The following is a 26,631-nucleotide window of genomic DNA, read 5'->3' on the forward strand; positions in this document are numbered from 1 at the left end:
ATGGGTACCGACAATCGGGATGAGCAGTCGCGAACTCTGCCTGCCGGGGCGTTTCCGTTGTCCGCGGTGCAGCGGAGCATGTGGTTTGCGCAGCAGTTACACCCGGCGGTTCCGTATTTCATCGCGCAGTACATCGAGATACACGGCGACCTGGACATCGACTTGTTGTCGCGGTCTGCGGTGGCGGCGGCGCACGAGTTCGAATCACCGTTCCTGCGGTTGATGTACCCGGATGGCGAGCCGTGCCAGATCGTCGACCCCACAATCGGCGCGGAGATCGACTACTTCGACTTTCGAGAATGTGACGATCCGCGCGAAGCTGCTGCGGAGTGGATGGACAACGATCACGCAACACCGCTCGATTTGACGCGAGACCGTCTGGTCGAAATGACGATCCTGCAAACGGGGGATCGAGATTACCTGTGGTACACGCGAATTCACCACGTAGCGCTCGACGGATACAGCGGCATGACCATCGTCAACCGCATAGCGGCGCTCTACACCTCGGAACTCGAGGGGCGTGAGCCCGCGCCCAACAAGGCGCTCGATGTGGTGAAGCTGTCGGAATTGGACCAGGCGTATCGGGCGTCGAGTCGATTCGATGCTGATCGGCAGTACTGGGCCGAGCGCATCGCGGGCGTGGATCACGGATCGACACTCGCGGGCCGGGAAGCACCACCTCGCGCGCATTCTCGGATTGTGACGGATGCGCTGTCGGAAACGTCCGTCGCAGCTCTGGACGAGTGGAGTGCACGTTCGGGTGCAACGCCGGCGGCTGTGCTGATTTCGGCGTTGGCCTGCTACCTATCGCGTCGTACCGGTTATCGGGACGTGTTGATCAACTTGCCGGTCTCGGCTCGCACCACAGCGCCGTTGCAGCGCTCGGGCGGCATGTTGGTCAACGTGGCTCCGCTGCATATCGAGGTGCTCCCGGGTGACACTGTCGATGATTTGGTGGGGCGAGTGCAGCTCGAGCTACTCGGCGCGCTTCGGCATCAGCGGTGCAGCCTCGAAGACATTCGCCGGGATGCCGGACTGTCGATGGAGGATCAGCGACTGTCCGGGCCGATGATGAACGTGATGCTCTTCCGTCAGGAAATCACCTTGGGCCCGATGGTCGGCGAGTACCACATCGTGACGTCGGGTCCGGTGGAAGACCTGCTGGTCAACATCTATCAGAGCGGTAGTCCCGTCAAGACGCTGATCGAGTTCCGCGCCAATCCGGATCGTTACGAGCGCACCGAACTCGAAGAGCACCACGCAGATTTTGCGGAGTTGATTCGTGAGTTGATCGCGGTTGGTCCCGGCACACCGCTGGATCACGTTCATCGCAGGACGGCTGAGATCGGTAGGGAGCGCGCGCGGGCTCGTGAGCTCGAGCAGTTCTGGGCCAGGGAGATGACGGACGCCCCCGAAGGCGCGTCGGTGGTGCTTGATCGTCCACGCACCTCGGATCACCGCGAGGAGATCGGAACTCTGCGCACCCCGATCGCACCCGAGTTGCACCAGCGCATGCGGGCAGCGGGCACAGACGTGTTCAGTCTGGTTCACGGCGCCCTGGCCATCGTGCTGTCTCGGCTGACAAACACCGACGACATCGTGATCGGTGCTCGATTTGCGCCGGGCGCACCCGTAGTGCCGCTCCGCAGCGCAGTCGATCAAGCGCATTCGTGCGCCGATGTATTGAATGATGTTGCAGACCATGATGTTACGGTCCGCGACTACAGTCAGGGCGTAGTGGACACCGCCGGACTGCATGTCGTCCTGACCGACGGTCCTACCAACCGCACAATCGAGGGCGCAGACCTTTCCATCGGTGTGGTCGACGACGCGGGAACGTTGACGTTGGACGCCGCCTACGACCAGGATGTGCTCGATGAGCGCTCCGCGCAGCAGGTGCTCACGCGAGTGCTGCGGGCATTGGGCCGGGCGCTGGAATCTCCCGGCATGGCAGTGGGTGATCTGCCGATACTCGACGAGGCCGAAGGGGAATCGCTCCGCGCAGTTCCCGGTCCCGCAGCGGCGTCCCCTCGCACTCTCGCGCACATTCTGTGCACCGCCGCACAAGTGAATCCGGACGCCGACGCGGTAGTCGTGGGCGATCAGGCACTGACGTACCGAGACCTCGACGCCCAGTCGAATGCGCTGGCGCGAGAGTTGATTGCGCGCGGAGTCGGCCCGGGGACGTATGTTGCGCTCGCACTGGCACGTTCACGAGAATCGGTGATCGCCACCTGGGCTGTGGCGAAGGCCGGTGGCGCATTCCTTCCCGTCGACCCGCACTATCCGTCCGACCGGATCACGCACATGCTGACCGACTCCGGGGCGACACTCGGGATCTGCACCAGTGATGTCCGGGGCGGATTGGGGGACACTGTCGACTGGCTGGTGCTCGGCGACCTGGAGCACCGTTCGAGCGCAGCTATCACCGACGCCGATCTGCTGAGGCCGCTGCGACTCGACGATCCGGCCTATCTGATCTACACCTCGGGTTCGACCGGCGTGCCCAAGGGCGTTGTGGTCACGCATCGCGGTGTGAGCAGTTTTGCCGAGGAACTACGAATCCGTTTCGGTACCAGCCCCGACGCACGGACCCTGCACTTTTCTTCCCCCAGTTTCGACGCGTCCGTTCTCGAACTCCTGCTTGCGTTCGGAGCCGCGGCGACGATGGTGATCGCACCGCCCACGGTCTACGGCGGTGAAGAACTGGCGGAGGTCCTGCGCGCGGGCAAAGTGACGCACGCATTCATCACCCCGGCTGCCCTCGCGACTGTTGATCCGGACCACTTGCCCCTGCTGCGTGTGATCGCCACGGGCGGTGACGCGTGCTCGTCGTCGCTTGTCGAGCAATGGTCCGGGCACCGGTTGATGTTCAACGCGTACGGACCGACCGAGACGACTGTTGTCGCCACCATGGCCGGTCCGCTGCGCAGCGACGTTCCGGTCACGATCGGTCAACCCGTGCGGGGAGCGTCGGCGATGGTGCTCGACGCACGGTTGCACCCCGTGCCGATCGGGGTAGCCGGTGAGCTGTACGTCAGTGGTGTCGGCCTGGCCCGCGGCTACCACGGACAGGGCGCCACGACGGCTCAGCGTTTTGTCGCTGCCCCGAACGGGGAAGCCGGCGAGCGGATGTACCGGACGGGTGATCTGGTTCGTTGGACTGCCGACGGTGAGTTGGAATACCTCGGCCGCAGTGACTTCCAGATCAAAGTCCGCGGATTCCGGATCGAACTCGGTGAGATCGACGAAGTGCTGCGTCAGCATTCGAGCCTCGACGACGTGGTGACTGTCGGGGTGAGCGGCAGCAGCGGACAGACGATGCTGGCGTCGTACGTCACGGCAGCGCCGGGGATGCGTATCGAGGTGCCGGAGGTGACGGCGCATGCTGCGGCATCGCTTGCACCGCACATGGTGCCCTCACGCATCGTGGTGCTGGACGCGATTCCCCTGACACCCGCCGGGAAGATCGACCGCAACGCCTTGCCGGGAATCGACGAGGCGTCGGGGATCGGCGAGTACCGCGCACCGGAAAGCTCTACCGAAAAGCGCGTCTCGGCTGTGTACTGCGATCTTCTCGGCATCGCCCGCGCCGGCACGAATGACAGCTTCTTCGACCTCGGCGGCGACTCGCTGATTGCCACGCGGGTGGTGGCGCGGGTGAACGGTGCGCTCGGCACGTCCCTGAGCGTGCTCGATCTGTTCGAGGCGCCGACCGTTTCCGGATTGGCTGCGCGCGCGGATTCCTCGGATTCACGTGAGACTCTCCTCCCGCCGTTGACGAGGATCGAACGTCCCGAACCGATTCCGGCATCACTGGCGCAGCAGCGCATGTGGCTGATCAACCAACTCGACCCGGCGTCGCCGGCGTACAACATTCCGATCGCCGTCCACTTGACGGGTCCTCTGAACGTGGCGGCATTGTCGACAGCCCTGCGGGATGTCCTGATCCGCCACGAGTCCCTACGCACGGTGTTCCCGGCCACTGCGTGGGGTCCGGTGCAGAAAGTGCTCGACGTCGCCGATGTGAATCCGGAACTGACCGTCGAGACGACTTCCGCCGGCGCGATGCGTGCCCGAGCCGAAGAGCTGGCGCGGCTGGGGTTCGACGTCACGTCGGCGCCCCCGGTGCGTGCAGTGTTGCTCGAAGCCTCCGAACACGACCACGTGCTGGTTCTGGTGGTGCACCACATCGCCGCCGACGGTCTGTCGATGACACCGTTGGCCCGCGACGTCATGGTGGCGTACTCGGCCCGGGAGTCCGGACGGGTTCCGGCGTGGTTGCCGCTCGAGGTGCAGTACGGCGATTTCAGCGAGTGGCAACGTCGCGTGGTCGGTGATGCGGCAACACCCGATTCGATACTCGGCTCGCAGTTGAATTTCTGGCGCGGGGAACTCGCTGCCCGCGACGACCTTCCGGAACTTCCGATGGATCATCCGCGCCCGGCGCGTGGATTCCTGCGCGCCCACGACGTGAACTTCACTGTCGATGCACCGACCTATCGCCGTGTTGCGGCCATCGCTGCCGAGCACGATGCCAGCGTGTTCATGGTGGTGCATGCAGCGTTGGCGGTCCTCCTCGCTCGGGAGTGCGGCGGGAACGACATCGTCATCGGCACACCCGTAGCCGGGCGAAGTGAGCGTGCGCTCGACGACGTCGTCGGCATGTTCGTCAACACGTTGGCCCTGCGCACCGTCATCGACGCGGCCGCGAGTTTCGAAACCGTCGTATCCCGCACGCGCGCCACCGATGTGGCAGCACTGCGGCACAGCGACGTTCCCTACGACGTGCTGGTGGACGCTCTGAGCGGTGACTCGCCGCTGTTCCAGGTCATGCTTGTCATGGAGGGTGCAACGCCCACCGAGGTTGCTCTGCCGTCCCTGACCGTCTCGGTGGACGAATTAGACACCGGCGCAGCAAAATTCGATCTCCAGGTCATTGTCACCGAGCGCGGTGATCACCTGGAGGGGAGATTGAACTACGCAAGTGATCTGTTCGACTCCGACACCATGTCCGGATTGGCAGATCGGTTTGTCTCTCTTCTCGACACAGCGACGCAGAAGCCGGATTCCGTCGTCGGAGACATCGACCTGTGCGCAGTAGGCGAGCGCACGTTGGTCCTCGAGCGGTGGAACGCGACGTCGCGACCGCTCGAGGCGCTGACCCTGGACGATCTGACACGCGCCCAGGCCGAGCGGAGTCCCCAAGCCGTCGCTCTGCGCTTCGGTGACGCCGCTCTGACCTACGAACAATTCGACAATCAGGTGAACACACTGGCTCGGACGTTGATCGCCCGCGGCGTCGGGCCTGATCAGCGCGTGGCGGTGGCGATCCCGCGCTCGCTGGAACTGTTGGTGGCGATCCATGCGGTCATCCGCAGCGGCGGCGCATACGTCCCGGTAGATCCGGACCATCCCGAGGAACGAATCCGGTACGTGTTGTCCGTGGCATCACCGGTGTGTGTCCTCGGAAGCAATGGACATCACGGGCACCTCCCGACGGATATCGACATCCTCGATGTCGACCTCGAGGCTTCGCCGACCCCTCCTGCCACCGACGCCGACCGGATTGCTCCGCTCCACCCGGACAACATCGCGTACGTCCTCTTCACGTCCGGCTCCACCGGTCGCCCGAAAGGTGTTGCGGTATCGCATCGTTCGATAGTCAACCGACTGAAGTGGATGCAAGGCACCTACCCACTGGAACCGTCGGATGTCGTGGTGCAGAAAACGCCGATCACTTTCGACGTCTCGGTCTGGGAACTGTTCTGGCCCCTGCAGACCGGTGCGGAGTTGGTGATCGCGGCGCCGGACGGTCACCGCGACCCGACCTATCTCTCGACGTTGATCGCCGAATCGCGGGTCACCGTGGCCCACTTCGTTCCGTCCATGCTCGCCGAGTTTGTTGCCGTCGCGTCGCGCGGCGACTGCGCAACTCTGCGCCACGTGTTCAGTAGCGGCGAAGCACTGCCTCCGGCCACGGCGATGGCCCTGACCCGCGTGAGTGACGGCGCCCTGCACAATCTGTACGGCCCCACAGAGGCAGCTGTGGACGTCACCGCGTCCGAATACCTGCCGGGCCCGGGAGCGTCGGTTCCGATCGGCGCACCGGTCTGGAATACCCAGGTCTACGTGCTCGACTCGCGCCTGCATCCGGTTCCGGTCGGCGTTCACGGCGAGTTGTACCTCGCCGGCGTCCAGTTGGCGCGCGGCTATTTCGGCAGAAGTGAGCTCACCGCCGACCGTTTTGTGGCCGATCCGTACAGCCGAACCGGGGCCGCCCGCATGTATCGCACGGGCGACATCGTGCGGTGGCGGGTGGACGGTCAACTCGACTACATCGGCCGGAAAGATTTCCAGGTCAAGATTCGTGGTTTGCGGATCGAGTTGCCGGAGATCGAATCGGCGATACTGCGCACCCCGGGGGTAGCGCAGGCAGCGGCCCGTGTTCATCACGACGACGCGCTCGGCGATTCTCTTGTCGGATACGCGATCGGCGACAAGGGGGCTGCTCTCGACCCGGATCGGATCCGGCAGGTGCTTCGGGACGAACTTCCGGCGTACATGGTGCCGTCGTCGATCATCACGATGGACGCTTTTCCGCTCGGTTCCACCGGAAAACTCGATCGAACGGCGTTGCCGGATCCCACCTTTACGAGCACGCGTGCATATGTCGCACCACGGACGCCGCTCGAACAGACCATCGCAGACATCCTCGCTGATCTTCTCGGTACCGACGAGATCAGCGTCGACGACAACTTCTTCGACATCGGCGGCAACAGCCTTATCGCGGCCCGCGCGATTGCCCGTATCAACGACGCGCTGGGGGTGAGCCTGTCGATTCGCAGTATCTTCGACGAGCCCACAGTCGAAGGCTTGGCAACAAACTGCGAGAGCGCGGCGCGCGCAGCGACAACGCTTCCACTGGAACCGCAGGCGCGTCCGGACCGAATCCCGTTGTCGCTGGCCCAGAAGCGGATGTGGTTCGTCAACCAGTTCGACATCAGCTCGTCGGCGTACAACGTGGCCATCGCGATCCGGATGCGCGGCGACCTCGATCACGGTGCCCTGCAGAATGCGCTCGGCGACGTACTCGATCGGCACGAATCGCTGCGCACGTCGTTCCCGATGGTGGACGGTGTTCCCGCTCAGATCGTCGTTCCGGCAGGCGATGCGTTGCCGTCGCTACCACTGCTCCGCTGCGCGCCAGCAGAGCTCCGCAGCCGGATCAACGACGTGGCCACGGCAGGATTCGACGTCACCGCCGCACCGCCGATCCGGGCGGAACTGATCCAGGTTTCGACCGACGAACATGTCCTCGTTGTGGTCGTGCATCACATCTGCGCGGACGGTTTCTCGATGGCGCCGCTGGCAATCGACGTGATGACCGCGTATTCCGCGCGCACTCGGGGATTCATGCCGAATTGGGCACCGCTGCCGATCCAGTACGCAGATGTTGCGTTGTGGCAGCAGAGCGTTCTCGGCGACGTCACCGAGAGTGGAAGCGAACTGTCCCGCCAGCTCGACTACTGGACACACCGACTCGAAGGGCTCCCCGAAGTACTGCAACTGCCGACGGATCGACCCCGTCCGCGCGTTCAGGATCTGTCCGGCGCCGTTGTACGGTTCGAGATCGACGCGGACGTGCATCGACGGTTGCTTGCCACCGCGCAGAATTCTCGCAGCAGCCTCTTCATGGCGATGCACGCGGCATATGCGTTGCTGCTGGGACGACTGTCCGGGATGGATGACATCGCGATCGGTTCACCGATTGCCGGCCGAGGTAACGCGCTGCTCGACCCGATGGTCGGCATGTTCGTGGGAACACTGGTCCTGCGCACCGGGTTCGACCCCGCTCGTTCCTTTGCCGACGCTCTCGAGCAGGTCCGCAGTGTCGACCTGGACGCCTTCGACAACGCGGACATTCCGTTCGAGCGCGTCGTGGATGCCCTGTCGCCGCAGCGGTCCACGTCGCACTCTCCACTGTTCCAGGCGATGCTCGAGTTCAAGAACACCGAGCGGCCGGCATTGACTCTCGACGGCCTGGACGTGGACATTCTCGACCTCGAAACAGTGGTGTCCAACTTCGATCTCCAGTTGACGCTCGCCGAGAAGTTCGACGAGCACGGCGAACCGGCGGGGATCGAGGGCGGATTCACCTACGCGAGCGCATTGTTCGACAGCGCCACCATCGAGCGCTTTTCCGAGTACCTGCTCCGAATCACCGACGCGGTCACCCGGGATCCACATGCGCCCGTTGGCGACATCGACTTGCTCGGCAGCGCCGAGGTGCGCGCCGCCGACACGCGAGCACTTCCCGAACCTGCGCTTCTGCCGGACTTGATATCGGCGAACTACCGTAGCGATTCGATCGCGCTGGCCTTCGAGGGAATCGAGATCGCCTACGAAGCTGCCGATCGGCACGCCAATCAACTTGCGCGAGTGCTGATCTCGCGCGGCGCGGGCCCGGAGACCGTCGTGGCGCTGGCCTTGCCGCGATCGGCGACGTCCGTGCTCGCGATCTGGGCTGTTGCTCGAACCGGTGCAGCGTTTGTTCCCGTCGACCCGTCGTATCCGGCAGACCGGATCAAGCACATGATCACCGATTCCGGCGCGTGTGTAGTCGTGACCACCACGGCCGACACACACACCATTCCGGCGGACGTGAGCACGGTTGTTCTCGACACGATGGAGGTCCGCGCGGAATGCGCTGCCGCATCGGACGCGCCGATCCGCGATTCCGAACTCCGCGCGCCCCGATCCCTCGACCACGTTGCCTACGTCATCTACACGTCCGGCTCGACCGGACTGCCCAAGGGCGTCATGGTCACCCACCGGGGCCTGGCAGCACTCGCCGAGCAGGAACGCATCACATTCGGGGTCGATGCACACTCGCGGACTCTGCATTTCAGCTCGCCCAGCTTCGACGCCTCGGTCCTCGAACTGCTGCTCGCGGTGTCCGCGGGCGCAACGATGGTGATCGCACCGCCCTCGATCCTGGGCGGCGACGAACTCACGGCTCTGCTGCGCGACGAGCACGTCACTCACGCGTTCATCACACCCGCCGCTCTGGCAACCGTCGACGGAAGTGTCCTGGGCGAACTCGAGGCTGTCGGGACCGGCGGCGACGTCTGCCCGCCCGAACTGGTAGCTGCCTGGGCACGCCAGGGGCGGATCATGATCAACGCCTACGGGCCGACCGAATCGACCGTCGTCGCGAGTATCACCGAACCGCTGACGCCGTCGCGGCGCGTCAGTATCGGACGGCCGTCGCTCGGGATCACCGCATCCGTCCTCGACGCGCGACTACACCCCGTGCCGATCGGTGTGGCCGGCGAACTGTACGTCAACGGCGACGGTGTGGCCCGCGGGTACCGGAACCGAACCGCCGTCACAGCCGAACGCTTTGTCGCCGATCCCGCCGGAGCTCCAGGCAGCCGGATGTACCGGACCGGTGACCTGGTCCGCTGGAACGGTGAGGGCGAACTCGAGTACCTCGGTCGCAGCGACTTCCAGGTCAAGATCCGCGGCTTCCGCATCGAACTCGGCGAGATCGAAACGGCACTCACAGGGTGCCCTGGTGTGGCTCAAGCTGTCGCGACCACGGTCGAGCGTGACGGCGGACCGGCACGGATCGTCGGATATGTCGTTGCCTCGGATACCGACGTCTCGCTTCTGAGTCCGGATGACGTGATCGCGGTGGTCAGCACCCAACTGGCCCCGCACATGGTGCCGTCGACGGTTGTCGTCCTGGACGAATTGCCGCGCACGTCCAACGGAAAGCTTGATCGCCGCGCACTCCCGGTCCCGGACTTCGCTGCCGCCCGCACGAATTCGCGAGCAGCGGAAACCGAACTCGAGACGGCTCTCGCCGCATTGTTCGCCGACGTTCTCGGGCTGGATTCGGTAGGCGTGGACGATTCGTTCTTCTCACTCGGCGGCGATTCGATCATGTCGATCCAACTGGTGGCTCGCGCTCGCACGAGCGGCATCGTGTTCTCGCCGCGTGAGGTGTTCGAAGCCAAGACCGTCGCCGCACTTGCGGCAGTGATCGAGCTCGCCGAAGACGGCGCACCGCTCGTGCTGGAGGAACTGCCGGGAGGGGGAGTGGGTTCGATGCCGCTCCTGCCGGTTGCGCACTGGTGGCTCGATCGATTTACCGAGAACACGGCAGGCCTGGACTCGTTCTCGCAATCCACTCTGCTCAACGCCCCCACTGCTCTGCATCGCATCGCACAGCTCACTGCCGCAGTACAAGTCGTTCTCGACCGCTACGGAACGCTGCGCGCTCGACTCGAACTGCAACCGCACCGGGCGCTGGTCGTCGGCGAGATCGGGAGCATCGACGCGGCCCACGTGTGCCGACGCGTTCAGGTGGACGCCGAACCGGGAACGTCGGAGTTCGACGAGGCGATCGTCACCGCCCTCGACGACGCCCGCGACGCGTTGGATCCACGAAACGCGTCGATGATCAAGGTCACCTGGTTGTCCGGCCCCACCGGCGCCGGACGCTTGCTCCTGGTCATTCACCATCTTGCAGTGGACGGTGTCTCCTGGCGGGTACTGGTACCCGAACTCGCGGCAGCCTTCCATCAACTCGACGCCGGACTCACCCCCGCCTCGACGTCGACCCCCGGTGAGACGTCCCTGCGGCGGTGGGCAACCGCCCTCGCGGAGATCGCCCCGACCCGTCGCAGCGAGATAGACCTGTGGCGTTCCATGCTGGCCGGAGCGGACCCGCAAATCGGTTCGCGGCCGCTGGACCCGCACCTCGATACCGGCCGGGCGTTGGCGCGCGTAGCCGTCGAGGTTCCGGTGGACGTGTCCGAGACCGTACTGACCGCCTTGCCCGCGCTGTATTCGGGCTCGGTCAACGATGGACTGCTCGCTGCGCTGGCGCTGGCGGTGACGCAGTGGCGATCGTCTCGCGGAGTTCGGGCCGACGACGTGCTGGTCTCGTTGGAGGGACACGGCCGCGAAGCGCACGTTGTCCCCGGTGCCGATGTTCTGCACACGCTCGGCTGGTTCACGACCGTGTTCCCGGTGCGGGTGGATCTATCGGCAGTCGATACCGCCGCACTGCTGTCCGGGCAGGAAAATGCCGGACCGCTTCTCAAATCGGTCAAGGAACTGCTTCACACAATTCCCGACAGCGGCATCGGATACGGACTGCTCCGCTATCTCGACGATGTCGGGCAGCAACAACTGTCGGGACCGGACTCGCCTCAGATTTCCTTCAACTACCTGGGCCGATTCGGCGGCTCCGAATCTTCTCACGACGGCGACTGGGCGTTGGCATCGGACGTCGATCTGGAAGCATCCGCGCGGGGATCCGACATGCCGCTCGCGGCCGTCCTGGACGTCAATGCCGTCGCCACCGACATCGACGGGCGACCACAGTTGTCGGCTACGTGGGCGTACCCGTCCGGCGTTCTGTCAGACGGCGATGTCCGGGAGATCGCGGACTTGTGGGTATCGGCGCTCACCGCACTGGCCGCCCACGCCGAGAATTCCGAACGCGGCGGGTTCACCCCGTCGGATCTCCCGCTGGTGGAACTCGATCAGAGCGCTATCGACCGCTTCGAGGAGCAGATCCCCGATCTGGCCGACATCTGGTCACTCTCACCCCTGCAAGCCGGGTTGCTCTTCCACGCGCGGTACGCCGAACACACCGTCGACGCGTACACCGTGCAGTTGACCCTCGACCTCGAGAGCGTCGAACCCGCGCGTCTCCATCGCTCCGCGCAGGCACTGCTCGATCGACACGACAACCTCCGCACCTCGTTTGTCACCGACGAGGCCGGCAACTCCGTGCAGATCGTCCACGCGAATGCGGTTGTGCCGTGGACCGAGATCGACATCTCCCCGCTGCCGCTCAGCGAGCAGGACACAGAATTCCGCGAACTGCTCCGAGCAGATCGCGTCCGCGGGTTCGACATGGCCACCGCGCCGTTGCTGCGTTTCCTGCTCCTACGTACGGGGGAGACAACCTACCGACTCATTCTGACCAACCATCACATCCTCCTCGACGGTTGGTCCATGCCGTTGCTGCTGCGGGATCTGCTGACGCTGTACGCGACGGACTCCGACCAAAGTGCCCTCTCACGCGTCCATCCGTACCGTGACTATCTCGAATGGCTCTCACATCGCGACACCGAGTCGGCTTTGACAGCCTGGTCGCACGCCCTGGCCGGGATGGACGAACCGACCTTGGTCACGCATGCCCACACGGCCGAAGAACTGACCACTACATCGCGTGACACCTTCCTCGAACTCGATGTCGCGCGAACCGAAGCCCTGCGCGGGTTCCTTCGATCCCGCGGACTGACCATGGCATCACTGATCCAGGTGGGCTGGGGACTCGTGTTGAGCGAGTTGCTCGGCCGCGACGACGTGATCTTCGGCGGCACGGTGTCCGGGCGTCCACACGAGGTGCACGGTATCGAATCGATGATGGGGTTGTTCATCAACACCGTTCCCATCCGGGTGCGACTCGACGCACGAGAGTCTTTGGCCGAGTTGTGCATTCGCGTGCAGAGTGAGCAAACTGCGCTGCTCGACCACCATCATGTCGGTCTACCGGACATCTCGGCCGCAGTGGGCAGCGCAGCCACGTTCGACACATTGACCGTCTTCGAGTCGTACCCGGTCGATCGCACCGGGTTGTCCGCCGGAATAGACATCGCCGGAATGCACGTACTGGACGTGCATGACGCGCAGGACGCCGCGCACTACCCGTTGGCCGTCATCGCGTCCACCGACGGCGGCATGTTCAAGCTCAAGTTCGAGTACTTCCCGGGTGCACTCGCCGATCGGGACGTCGACGCGGTAGCCGACCGGTTGATGCGGACCCTCGAACTCATTGCCGCGCATCCCGACTTGCCGCTGGCTCACCTGTCCCTGATGCCCGAGCAGGAAATGCGCGAACTGGTTCCGGCGTACGGGACGCCGGGCGGGTCGAATCGCACTCTTGCCGAACTGTTCACCGACGCCGTAGCCCGTTTCCCGGATCGGATCGCACTGACCGCCGGCACGCGCCAGGTCACCTACCGCGAACTGGACGACGCATCCGATCGCCTTGCCCGGATGCTCATCGCCGATGGTGTCGCGGCTGAGGATCGGATCGCGATCGGCGTCAGCAGGTCCGTCGAATCCGTCGTCGCGATGTGGGCGATCACGAAGGCCGGCGCCGCCTTTGTTCCGGTTGATCCGCGCTATCCACGTGAGCGAATCGAGTTCATGCTCGCCGACTCCGCCGCACACATCGGCATCACCACCACCGAGCACTCCGGTGACCTACCCGCCGCTATCGGATGGATCGAACTGGATTCACCCGAAACGCAAGCGCGTCTGGCCACCTTGGCATCGGGCCGCAGTGTTACCCCCACGCACTTGGGCAACGCGGCGTACGTCATCTACACCTCGGGATCGACCGGACAACCCAAAGGCGTACTTGTCACGCACTCCGGCCTCGAGAACTTCGCCGACGAGGAACGTGAGCGTTTCGGGATAGACGAGCAGTCCCGCACCTTGGCATTGTCCTCGCCCAGTTTCGACGCCTCCGTTCTCGAATACCTCCTCGCGTTCCCCAACGGTGCCACCATGGTGATCGCGCCGACCACCGTGTACGGCGGCGAGGAACTCGCCGCAGTCCTGCGCGATGAGGCGGTCACCCACGGATTCATCACCCCGGCCATGCTCACCTCAGTGGATCCGAGCGGCATCGACGCGTTGACGTGCGTGATCGTCGGCGGTGAAGCGTGCCCACCGGAACTGCTGCACACCTGGGCACCTGGGCGGTCCTTCCACAACCTGTACGGGCCCACCGAAACCACCATCGGCGCCAACATCAGCGACCCCATACCGGCCGACGGCACCGTCGTCCTGGGTGGACCGATCCGAGGCGTGCGCGAACTGGTCCTCGACCGACGCCTCCAGCCGGTGTCCGTTGGAGTGCCCGGTGAGTTGTACATCGCCGGCGCCGGACTGGCGCGCGGCTATCACCAGCGTGCCGGGCTGACCGGCGAGCGCTTTGTCGCCGACCCCTACGGGGAACCAGGGGAGCGGATGTACCGCACCGGCGACGTCGTACGCTGGCGCGCCGACCGTACCGTCGAATACCTCGGCCGCAGTGACTTCCAGGTCAAGATCCGCGGCTTCCGCATCGAACTCGGAGAGATCGACACCGCCCTCGCCGCATTGCCGGGAGTCGAATTTGCCGTCACCCTCGCCGTTCACGGACCGGCCGATCAACAGGCACTCGCGTCGTACGTCCTGATCGACAGCGATGCTGCGGTGACCGTCGCAGACGTCCTCGCACACGCACGTGAGCACCTGCCCGCGCATATGGTCCCCGCCAGTGTTGTCATCCTGCACGACATCCCACTGACCGGCACCGGAAAAGTCGACCGGGCGGCCCTACCGGAACCGCAGTTCGACACCGCGGGCGGAGAATTCACGGCCCCGACCACCGAGTTCGAAAGACTGGTCGCCGCAGCATTCGACGAAGTCCTCGAATCGGGACCGATCGGCCTCGACACACACTTCTTCGACGCCGGCGGAAACTCGCTCACCGCGACTCGCGTCGTCGCACGGGTGAACGCCGCGCTGGGCTGCGACATCGGCGTCCGGACCCTGTTCGACGCCCCGACGGTACGGGCACTGGCACACGCCGCCCAGAACGCCGGCCGCGACCTCACCGCACGAGTGCCACTCACCCCGATCGAACGCCCCGAACCCATCCCGGTATCCGTCGCGCAGAAGCGCATGTGGTTCCTCAACCAATTCGACATCAGCTCACCGGCATACAACATCCCACTTGCCGTCACCCTGACCGGAGAACTCGACCACGACGCGCTGACCCGCGCTTTCGACGACGTCCTTGACCGCCACGAAAGCTTGCGGACGATGTTCCCCGCCACCGCCGGAACACCGACGCAACGCATCGTCCCCGTCGATGACGTTCCACTGAATCTGGAACCGGAACCCGTCGCCGAGCAGGATCTGATCAACCGCATCCTCGAATTCGGATCAGCAGGCTTCGACGTCTCACGCGCTGTCCCGATTCGCAGCACACTGCTCGAGATCGCCCCGGATCGCCACGTTCTTGTGGTCGTGGCTCACCACATCATCGCCGACGGGTTCTCCATGAGCCCCCTCGCGCTCGATGTTGCCACCGCCTACGCCGCACGCAGCACCGGCAGCGCACCGACCTGGGCCGAACTACCCGTCCAGTACGCAGACTTCACGCTGTGGCAGCAGGCGAACCTCGGTTCGGAGGAGGACGCAGACTCGGAGATCTCCCGTCAACTCGACTACTGGACACACCAACTGGCGGATCTGCCCGACCCCATCAATCTGCCCACCTCGCATCCCCGTCCGGCAAAGCAGTCGATGCAAGGCGCCGTGGCGGCGTTCGAGATTCCGGCGAGCACCCACCGACTCCTCTCCGATGTAGCCCGCCAGCGCGGCGTCACCATGTTCATGGTCCTGCACAGCGCTTACGCGGCACTCGCTGCCCGACTATCCGGCCAGAGCGACATCGTGATCGGAACACCCATCGCCGGACGCGGTGAAGCCGAACTCGATCACCTCATCGGCATGTTCGTGAACACCCTGGTCCTGCGCACACCGCTCTCACTCGACTCCACCTTCGCCGACCTGCTCGATCAGGTGCGCGAGATCGACCTCGGCGCGTTCCAGCACGGTGACCTACCGTTCGAGCGACTGGTCGACACACTGGACCCTGAGCGCTCCACATCGCACACTCCGCTGTTCCAGATCCTCCTCGAATTCCGCAACAACGTGGTGCCGACACTCGAACTTCCCGGACTGAGTGTGTCCGGAGTGGACATCGAACTCCCTGTCGCCAAATTCGATCTGCAACTGTCGGTCACGGAACGGTACGGGGAACACGGCGCTCCCGACGGCATCGACGCCGAGTTCATCTATGCCACAGATCTTTTCGACGCCGATCTCATGGAAACCTATGCTCGCCGGCTTGTCGAACTGCTCACCGCCGCCGCACAGGAGCCGACAACAAGGCTCGGCGACCTCGACATCCTCGACGACATCGAGCGCCGCACAGCGCTGACCGAATGGAACACCGCAGGATATGCGTCGCTCACCGCAGACGACACCATCGCAGATCGCTTCTACGCGAGCGTCGCGGCGCATCCCAACGCCACTGCGGTCGGTGACGGCACCACGTCACTCACTTATGCCGAACTCGACGGCCGCGCGAATCGACTCGCCAGGCTGCTGATCGCCCAGGGGATAGGACCGGAATCCGTCGTCGGCGTCGCACTGCCCCGCACCACCGAGTTGGTGGTTGCGCTTCTTGCCGTGATCAAAGCGGGTGGCGCGTACCTGCCCATCGACGTCACCTACCCGGAAGAGCGCATCCGATTCCTCGTCGCCGATGCTCAACCCGGCGCCCTGATCACGTCCGACGAGTTCCGGCGGATGTTGCCCGACGGCCTCACGGACGGTTACAGCCTCCCGGTGATCGAACTCGGGACGCCGGAAACAGACCTGCGTCTCGAGCATCTTGCGCCGTCCCGGATCACCGACGCGGACCGCCTGGCTCCACTGCGCGGCGACTCGATCGCCTACATCATCTACACCTCCGGATCGACCGGACAGCCCAAGGGCGTGCTCGTCTCACACCGCAACGTCCTCACCCTCATGGACAACGCGTCCCCGACATTCGGCTTCGACCACACCGACGTGTGGACGATGTTCCACTCCTACGCCTTCGACTTCTCCGTCTGGGAACTGTGGGGCCCGCTCCTGCACGGTGGCCGCCTCGTTGTGGTCGACTACTACACAACCCGCTCACCCGACATGTTCGACGAATTGTTGCGCCGCGAAGGCGTCACAGTCCTCAACCAGACACCCACCGCGTTCTACCAACTCGCAGAAGCCGACCGCGGTCATCACCCAGCACCGGGCGAACCAGACCTCGCACTGCGCTACGTCATTTTCGGTGGAGAAGCACTCGACCTCGGTCAACTACGAAAGTGGTTCGACCGCAGACCCACAACACCTGCACTGATCAACATGTACGGCATCACCGAGACCACCGTCCATGTCAGTCGCATCGCCTTGACCCGCGACGACGCGCATCGCGGCTCCGCCAGCATCATCGGCCGCGGACTACCGGGAATGAACGTCTACGTCCTGGACCAGCGACTACGCCTGGTACCGCCCGGCGTCGTCGGAGAAATGTATGTATCCGGTGACCAGATCACCCGCGGGTATCTCGGCAAGCCCGCATTGACCTCTACGCGGTTCCTACCCGACCCTTTCGGTGGCTCGGGGGATCGAATGTATCGAAGTGGGGACCTTGCGAAGTGGAACGACGCGGGGCAGCTGGAGTATGTGGGACGCAGCGATTTCCAGGTGAAGGTGCGTGGTTTCCGCATCGAACTCGGTGAGATCGAAGCCGCCATGCTCCGCTGCCCCGGCGTCGCGCAATCCGTTGCCATCGTGCGCAGCGACAGTGGCAGCTCGAGAATCGTCGGATACGTTGTGCCCGAAGCTGGAGCGAGCATCGATTCCGAGGCAGTGACCGTCTCCGTGTCCGCCGAATTGGCGTCGTACATGGTGCCGACGGTGATAGTGGTCCTGGACGAGCTTCCGCTGACCGTCAACGGGAAACTTGATCGGGGACATCTCCCGGCTCCCGATTTCACCGTGCTCACTCTGGGGCCGACGTCTAATCGAAGCCCTTCCACCACAACAGAATCCATGCTCGCCGATCTGTTCGCCGACGTTCTCGGCCTACCATCGGTCGGCATCGACGATTCCTTCTTCGGCCTCGGCGGCGATTCGATCATGTCGATCCAATTGGTCTCGCGGGCCAAGGACGCCGGACTGGCCTTCACTCCGCGCGACGTGTTCGAGGCAAAAACCGTGGCCGGACTCGCGCAGGTGGTCCGCAGCGAACCCGTCGAAACCGCACCCGCACTGGAGGAACTACCCGGCGGCGCAGTCGGAACAATGCCGCTTACCCCGATCATGAAATGGCTCCTCGAGCGCAGTGGTGACGATCTCGAACTGATCCGCAGCTACAGCCAGAGCGCGCTGCTCTCTCTGCCTCGTCACACCATCGCCCGTGCACTCGATGACGCCCTGCAATCCCTGCTCGACCATCACGATGTGCTGCGAAGCCGACTCGACACCGGCACACACAGCCTGATCGTCGCCGAACCAGGAACTGTGCGCGCATCTGATGTACTGCACCGCCTGGAGATCAGTGCCGGTCAAGGGCCGCAGTTCCGCCGCACCGCCGAAGAAGCAATGGCATACGCGTCGAGTCGCCTTGATCCCGAGAACGGAAAGATGATCGCAGCAGTGTGGCTCGATCCTGTCGGAGCCAGCGCCCGTGGACGGCTACTCCTGGTGATTCACCACCTTGCCGTCGACGGTGTGTCGTGGCGTCTACTCGTCCCCGATCTTGCGACCGCGTACGCCGCTGCCGAAGCTCGCACTCCGGTCACGCTGCCCGCAGGTGGGACGTCGATGCGCCGGTGGGCAACCGGCCTCGCCGAACAGGCACCCGCGCGCCGCGCAGAACTCACGCGCTGGGAAGCCACCGCCGGCCGCGACGCACTGCTGGGAAACCGGGCACTCGACCCGGCCGTCGACCTCGGTTCGACCGTGGAAAAGATCACCGTCGACATCGACTCCGCGGTCACCGACAACATTCTCACCGCCGTTCCGCACCTGTTCGGCGGCTCGGTGAACGACGGCCTGCTCGCAGCACTGGCACTGGCCGTGACCGGGTGGCGTCACTCGCACGGCAAGCGCGGCACCGATGTCCTGATCAATCTCGAAGGCCACGGACGTGAGGAAGCCGCTGTACCGGGAGCCGACCTGTCCCGAACCGTCGGCTGGTTCACCACCATCTTCCCGGTACGACTCGACCTCGCCGGCATCTCCGTCATCGACGCTCTCTCCGGCGGCGACGCCATCGCGTCGGCAGTGAAATCGGTGAAGGAAACGCTGCTCGCCGTACCGGACAACGGCATCGGGTTCGGAATGGCCAAATACCTCGACGACGCCCGATCACTGCATGAACTCCCGGCGCCGCAGATCTCGTTCAACTACCTCGGACGACTCGGTGGTACTGAGACCGGCAGCGAGGAAGTTCCGTGGTTGCCAGTGCCGGGAGTAACCCTCGACGAACCACACAACGGACAACTCCCGGCCGCGTCGGTGCTCGACATCAACACCGTGGCCACGGACAGCAGCAACGGCCTGGTCCTGCGCAGCACCTGGGCGTTCCCGGGAGGAATCCTCACCGCTACCGACGCGTCGGAGCTAGCTGAACTGTGGACCCGCGCCCTGACCGCGCTCAGCAACTACGTCGAGCAGACGCACATCCGGCAACTCACCCCGTCGGACGTCGACCTCGTCACTCTCGATCAGCCTGCGATCGAACACCTGACCACACGATTCCCCGACCTGACGGACGTCTGGTCCCTCTCACCGCTGCAATCGGGGCTGCTTTTCCACGCACAGTTCGACGACACCGGCATCGATCCGTACATGGTGCAGTTGACTCTCGAACTCGGCGGCCGCATCGATCACGCGCGGATGCAACGCGCCGCAGCGGCATTGCTCGACCGTCATCCCAGCCTGCGAGCCGGATTCATCGCAGCGCCCGGCGGGCGCGCGTTGCAGATCATTCGATCCGACGTGACGGCGGACTGGACGGATGCGGACCTGTCACATCTCCGGCCTTCCGAGATCGAAGCGGAGTGGACACGCCTCCTCGAGGCCGACCGCTCGCAGCGTTTCGATATGGAAACAGCACCGCTGATCAGGTTCATGCTCGTACGCATCAGTGACGACTCGGCCCGACTTGTCATCACCAACCACCACATCCTGCTCGACGGATGGTCGACGCCCCTCGTGCTGCGCGACCTGCTCACGCTGTACGCCACCGACGGTGACCCCGAGATCCTGCCCCGCGCACCGCACTACCGCGACTATCTCGCCTGGCTGACCACCCGCAACAGCAACACATCGCTCGAAGCCTGGCGAGGCGCCCTGCAGGGGATCGACACACCAACGCTGTTGGGCGCGTCCACCGACGACCCCGAGCAGACAAGTGAGGTGTGCTCGGTCAGTCTCTCGCCCGAACGCACCGATGTTCTCCGCACCTTTGTCCGCTCGCACGGACTGACCATGGCAACGGTCGTTCAGGCCGCGTGGGGAATTGTGCTGGGGGAGTTGCTCGGCCGCGACGACATCGTATTCGGTGGAACCGTCTCCGGGCGCCCACCCGAAGTGTCGGGCGTCGAGTCCATGGTGGGCCTCTTCATCAACACGGTGCCCGTACGCGTTCAACTGAACGCACGAGAATCACTGTCCGAGTTGTGCGTTCGCATCCAGGGCGAGCAAGCTGACATGCTCGATCACCACTACGTCGGACTCACCGACATATCCGCAGCGGTGGGCCCTGCCGCCTCCTTCGATACCTTGACGGTCTTCGAGTCCTACCCGGTCGATCGCGCCGGACTGTCCGCCGGTACCGATATCGCCGGCATGCATGTCCTGGGAATCGACGGACGTGACTCCGCCCACTACCCCCTGGCAGTGGTCGCCTCCGAAGACCGAGCCCTCCACATCAAGATGGAATACCAGCCCAGCCAGTTCACCGAGCGTGACACCGAGATCATCGCCGAACGCATACTCATCGCGATCGAACGTATCGCGGCGACGCCGGACGAACCACTGTCCTCGATGCACATCCTCACCGAATTCGAGAGCCGCGACCTGGTCCCCGTCTTCGGCGCCCCCGGGCGATCCACTCGAACACTCCCCGAGATATTTGCCGACGCCGCCGCAACGTTCCCCGAACACATCGCACTCTCGGCCGGCGAACGCGCACTCACTTACCTGGAACTGGACCGCAAATCCAACCAGTTGGCCCGCGAACTCATCAAGCGCGGCGCCGGCCCCGAAACCGCCGTCGCGATCGGCATTGCCCGCTCGATCGAATCGGTGCTCGCAGTATGGGCCGTCACCAAAACCGGAGCAGTATTTGTTCCCGTCGACCCCAACTACCCAGCCGACCGCATCGAACACATGCTCACCGATTCGAACGTCCTGCTCGGCCTCACTGTCAGCGAGTCCGTCGACTCACTCCCACCCGCGGCGCCGTGGCTCGTCCTCGACGAAGAACCCTTCATCCGGGACGTCTCCCTCGCCTGCACACTCCCGATCAGCCAGGACGAACGACTGGGTGCAATCGACCTGAACAACGCCGCCTACATCGTCTACACCTCGGGTTCCACCGGGAAACCGAAAGGCGTCGTCGTCACCCATTCCGGCCTGGACAGCTTCGCGCTCGACCAACAACGACGCTTCCATGCCGACCACACTTCGCGCACATTGCATTTCGCGACGCCCAGCTTCGACGGCGCGATCTTCGAATACCTCCAGGCATTCGGCGTGGGAGCCACGATGGTGCTGGTGCCCACCGATATCTACGGCGGCAGCGAACTCGCCGAGCTCATCAAAACCGAACACGTCACACACGCCTTCATCACCACGGCCGCCCTTTCCACCGTCAACGCCGAAGGACTCGACGAATTCCGGCACGTTGTTGTCGGGGGAGAGGTCTGCCCACCGCACCTCGTCACACAATGGGCCCCTGGACGTGAGCTCGCCAACGCGTACGGACCTACCGAAACCACCGTCATGGCCGACATCAGCGAACCCATGACCGTCGGCGCACCCATCACCATCGGCGGCCCCATCCGAGGCGTCAGCGAAATCGTCCTCGACAGCCGTCTCCAACCCGTACCTGTCGGCGCGCACGGTGAGCTGTACATCGCCGGTGTCGGTCTCGCCCGCGGCTACCACCAGCGCACCGGGTTGACCAGCGAACGGTTTGTGGCAAACCCCTACGGCAAGCCAGGGGAACGGATGTACCGCACCGGCGACATCGTGCGCTGGCGCGCCGACCACACCATCGAATACGTCGGTCGCAGCGACTTCCAGATCAAAGTCCGCGGTTTCCGCATCGAACTCGGCGAAATCGACACCCAGATAACCTCTATCGACGGTGTCACCAACTCCGTCACCCTCGGCGTCGAAGGACCAGGGGGAGCGACCGTCCTCGCGTCGTACCTCACCGTTTCCGAAGGATCCGACCTCAGCCCCGCCGCCGTCGTCGCGCACCTGTCCGGACGTCTGCCCACCCACATGGTGCCGACCAGCATCACGATCGTCGATGAACTACCACGCAACGCCGTGGGAAAGATCGACCGCAGCGCACTACCCGCTCCGGACTTCACCGCGCCGGCCACGGAATTCCTGGCAGCCCGGACACCACTCGAACGGCAGATCGCAGCAGTGTTCGCCGACATCCTCGACCTGGACAAAGTTGGCGTCAACGACAACTTCTTCGACCTCGGCGGCAACTCGCTGATCGCCACCCGCGTGGTATCCAGGCTGAATACCGCCCTCGAACTCGACCTCGGCGTGCGGACGATCTTCGAATCACCCACCACCGCGCAGCTGGCAGTACTGATCTCCTCGCAGCGGGAAGAGGGACCGTCGACCAGCATCCACGTCCCACTCGTTCCGTTCGAACGGACCGGCAACATTCCGCTCTCGCTTGCCCAGAAGCGGATGTGGTTCCTCAATCAATTCGACACCAGCTCAGCCGCGTACAACATTCCGTTTGCCGTGCGATTGACCGGCGACCTCGATACCCACGCCATGAAAGCCGCAATCGTCGACGTCGTCGGACGCCACGAAAGCCTACGAACCGTCTTCCCGACCGCGAACGGCGAACCGTTCCAGAAGGTGCTCGACGTCGCCGACGCCCTACCCGCCGTCGCTACGGCAACGGTCGGACCCGACGATCTCTTCAGTCGCATCAGCGAGCTCGCTCAGGAAGGGTTCGACGTAGCCAACGAACTTCCGCTGCGCGTCACGCTGTTCACGGTCGACACCACAACCGACGAGGCCGAACACGTCCTGTTCGTTGTGGTCCACCACATCTGCGCGGACGGGGCATCCATGGCTCCACTCGCACGCGACGTCATGACCGCCTACCTGTCCCGAACAGCCGGCATCGCACCGGCCTGGGAGCCGCTACCGGTCCAGTACGTCGACTTCACACTGTGGCAGCAACACGTCCTCGGCTCCGAATCCGATCCCGAATCGATCATCAGCAGCCAAATCGCGTACTGGGACGCACAACTCGCCGGGCTCGACGACGTCATCGCGCTACCAGCCGACCACCCCCGGCCGCTCCAACAGACGTTCCACGGTGACCGCTTCGACTTCCAGATCAACGCGGACACACACCGCGCACTCACCGCGCTGACTCGCGAACAAGGCGTCACGATGTTCATGGCACTACACGGCGCGCTTGCCGTGCTCCTGGCAAAACTCTCCGGAGCTGACGAAGTCAGCATCGGCACACCCATCGCCGGACGAGGAAAAGACGAGCTCGAGAACCTCGTCGGAATGTTCGTCAACACACTCGTCCTTCGGACCCCCGTGAACCAAGATCAGACGTTCACCGAACTCCTGGACGGCATCCGCGACACCGATCTCGCCGCCTACCATCACTCGGATCTGCCATTCGAACGACTCGTCGACGTTGTCAATCCCACCCGGTCCACGTCGTACTCACCACTGTTCCAAGTCGCACTCGAACTGCAGAACAACGAGACGGTGGCGCTCGAACTACCCGGACTCACCGTCGAAGCACTCGGAACAGAATCCAAGACCGCAAAGGAAGACCTCGAACTGGTCGTCAACGAATCCTTCGACGCAGCCGGACAACCTGATGGAATGTCCGCGGCCTTCATCTTTGCCGTAGACCTCTTCGAACCCGACACCATTCACGCGTTGGCGCAGAGGCTCCAACTGATCCTCGACACCGTGGTCAGCAGCACCGACATCCACGTCGCCGACATCAACATCCTCGGCGCCGACGAGACCGAATCACTTGTCCCCGCATTGGGCGCCGACGCGACCCGACCGCGCACCTGGCCCGAGATCCTCGAGACCGCAGCCGCACTGAACCCCGACGCGCCGGCAGTCTCCAGCCAGGAACGCACCATGACCTACCGAGAACTCGACACCGAAGCCAATCGTCTGGCACGAGTGCTCCGCGCCCGGGGAATCGGTCCGGAAGATTACGTTGCACTCGCGCTGCCACGATCGGCCTCGGAAGTTGTCGCGATCTGGGCCGTCGCCAAGACCGGCGCCGCCTACCTGCCCGTCGACCCGAACTACCCGCACGAGCGCATTACCCACATGCTCGACGATTCTCAGGCGGTCCTCGGATTGACCGTCGCAGCACAGCACGCGAAGCTGCCCCCGAACATCGACTGGATAGTCGTAGACTCCGAACAGACCACCCGCGAACTCACATCTCGGAGTCCCGCCCGATTCACCGATGCCGAACGCACCATGCCTCTACGCCTCGGGCACCCCGCGTATCTCATCTACACCTCCGGATCGACCGGAAAACCGAAGGGCGTCATCGTCACACACCTCGGCCTGTCCAACCTCAACGCCGAAGAGCACCAACGCTTCAACGTGCAGACCACCTCGCGCATCGCGCACCTCGCATCCCCGAGCTTCGACGCGTCGGTCTTCGAACTGATGATGGCGTTCGGCAGCGCCGCGTGCCTCGTCATCATCCCGCCGGCCGTATTCGGCGGATCCGAACTTGCCGAGATCTTCTCGGGCGAACACGTCTCCCATGCCTTCATCACACCTACCGCGCTGAGCTCCATCGAAAGCTCGGCACTACCGGAGCTGCAAGTACTCGCAGTCGGCGGCGAAGCCTGCCCCACCGAACTCGTCGACACCTGGGGACGCGACCGGCGGATGTTCAACGGATACGGGCCCACCGAATCCACCATCCAAGCCGCCGTCAGCACGCCCATGCGGCCAGGGAAGAACATCAACATCGGACGCCCCGCCATCGGTTTTGCCGGACTGGTACTCGACGCCCACCTGCGGCCCGTCCCCGTCGGCGTCATCGGTGAGCTCTACGTCACCGGCCCAGGTCTCGCGCGTGGCTACCACTGCCGCCCCGGACTTACTTCCGACCGCTTTGTCGCGGACCCGTACGGCGAACCAGGCCAACGGATGTACCGCACCGGCGACCTGGTTCGCTGGAATGCCGATCACGCCCTCGAATACATGGGACGAAGCGACTTCCAAGTCAAGGTGCGCGGATTCCGCATAGAACTGGGGGAGATCGACTCCGTTCTCACGTCACACCCGTCCGTGTCCTTCGCCGCAACCCTCGGCCAGGAAACACCGTCCGGCGACACTATGCTCGCGGCGTACGTGCAGCCCGTCGACGGACATACCATCGCGGAAGCCGAACTGCGGCATCATCTCTCGTCCAGACTTCCCGCACACATGGTTCCCGCGGCAATCATCGTCGTCGACAAGATCCCGATGACGCCGGTCGGCAAACTCGATCGCCGCGCACTCCCGACACCCGATTTCGAGAACCGCAACGTGCCGTATGCACCGCCCACAACTCACACCGAGGAAGTTGTGACCGAGGTCTTTGCATCCGTCCTCGGCGTCGACCGCGTCGGTATCGACGACAACTTCTTCGACCTCGGCGGCAACTCCATCGTCGCAACGAGGATCACTGCCGAACTCGACGAACGAATCGGCCGACGCGTCCGCCTGCAAGCACTTTTCCTCGACCCCACACCCGCAGGCGTTGCCCGAGCCGCAGACCAGGCGAATCAACCCGCCGACACTTCCGCCTTCCTCGCTCCGGTTGTCACTCTGCGCGCAGGCGGCACCAAACCTCCGCTGTTCTTCATCCATCCCGGCATCGGGTTGGCCTGGGGATACGCAGGATTCGCTGCGCATGTGGACCCAGATCGCCCTCTCTACGGCCTCCAACTGCCGTCCCTGAGCGGAGGACCCAGCTTCAGCACCCTCACCGAACTCGCTCAGAACTATGCAGACCGCGTCCAATCACTTGCACCCAGCGGGCCCATCCATCTGGTCGGGTGGTCGCTTGGCGGCGTCATCGCCCACGCGGTGGCCCACGAACTCGAGAAGCGACACGCGGACGTCTCCACAGTTGCGATCCTCGACAGCTACCCATCCGCGGACAACGATCAACCTGTCGACCTCTCCGTCGCCGAATTGGTCGCAGGACTCGGATTGCCGCCTGGGGAGACAAACGTCGCGACGTTCGACGACGCAGTCGACCTCCTCGAGCGAACACTCGGGCCCGGCACCGGTATCGAGGCCGATCACCTCGCCCGGATCAGCGACGGCTATTCCCACTCGGTCGCACTGGTGAATGCTCACCGTCCGCCGTACTTCGGTGGCGACATCGCATTTTTCATAGCCGGACAATCTAGTGAAAACGGTCATAGTGTCGACGAGTGGCGCGCATACGTGGGCGGTGAGATCGCAGCCGACACCGTTGACTGCGCACACAACCAGATGATCGATGCAGTGCCGTCCGCATACATAGCGGCAGCGTTGCGAGAGCATCTCATCTAGGACGATGCATGAAACTGGTAGCCGCTGGGTACTACTACGCACTAAGGTGCAAAGTGGCACCTACGGGGGAGTTTGTGCCTGCTCGACAAACAGGTA

The 26,631-nt window shown here is 64.2% G+C and carries 1 protein-coding gene; it reads left to right on the forward strand.

The features are described from left to right. Window positions 1-26,535 carry a non-ribosomal peptide synthase/polyketide synthase gene (locus tag EEB13_RS15405; RefSeq protein ID WP_141485724.1) on the forward strand — a complete coding sequence of 8,845 codons (26,535 nt, stop codon included), beginning with the start codon at window positions 1-3 and terminating at the stop codon, window positions 26,533-26,535. The last annotated feature ends 96 nt before the right edge of the window (window positions 26,536-26,631 follow it).

The sequence above is a fragment of the Rhodococcus sp. WS3 genome, from assembly GCF_003797085.1.
In the GTDB taxonomy this organism is placed as follows: Bacteria; Actinomycetota; Actinomycetes; order Mycobacteriales; family Mycobacteriaceae; genus Rhodococcus_F; species Rhodococcus_F globerula.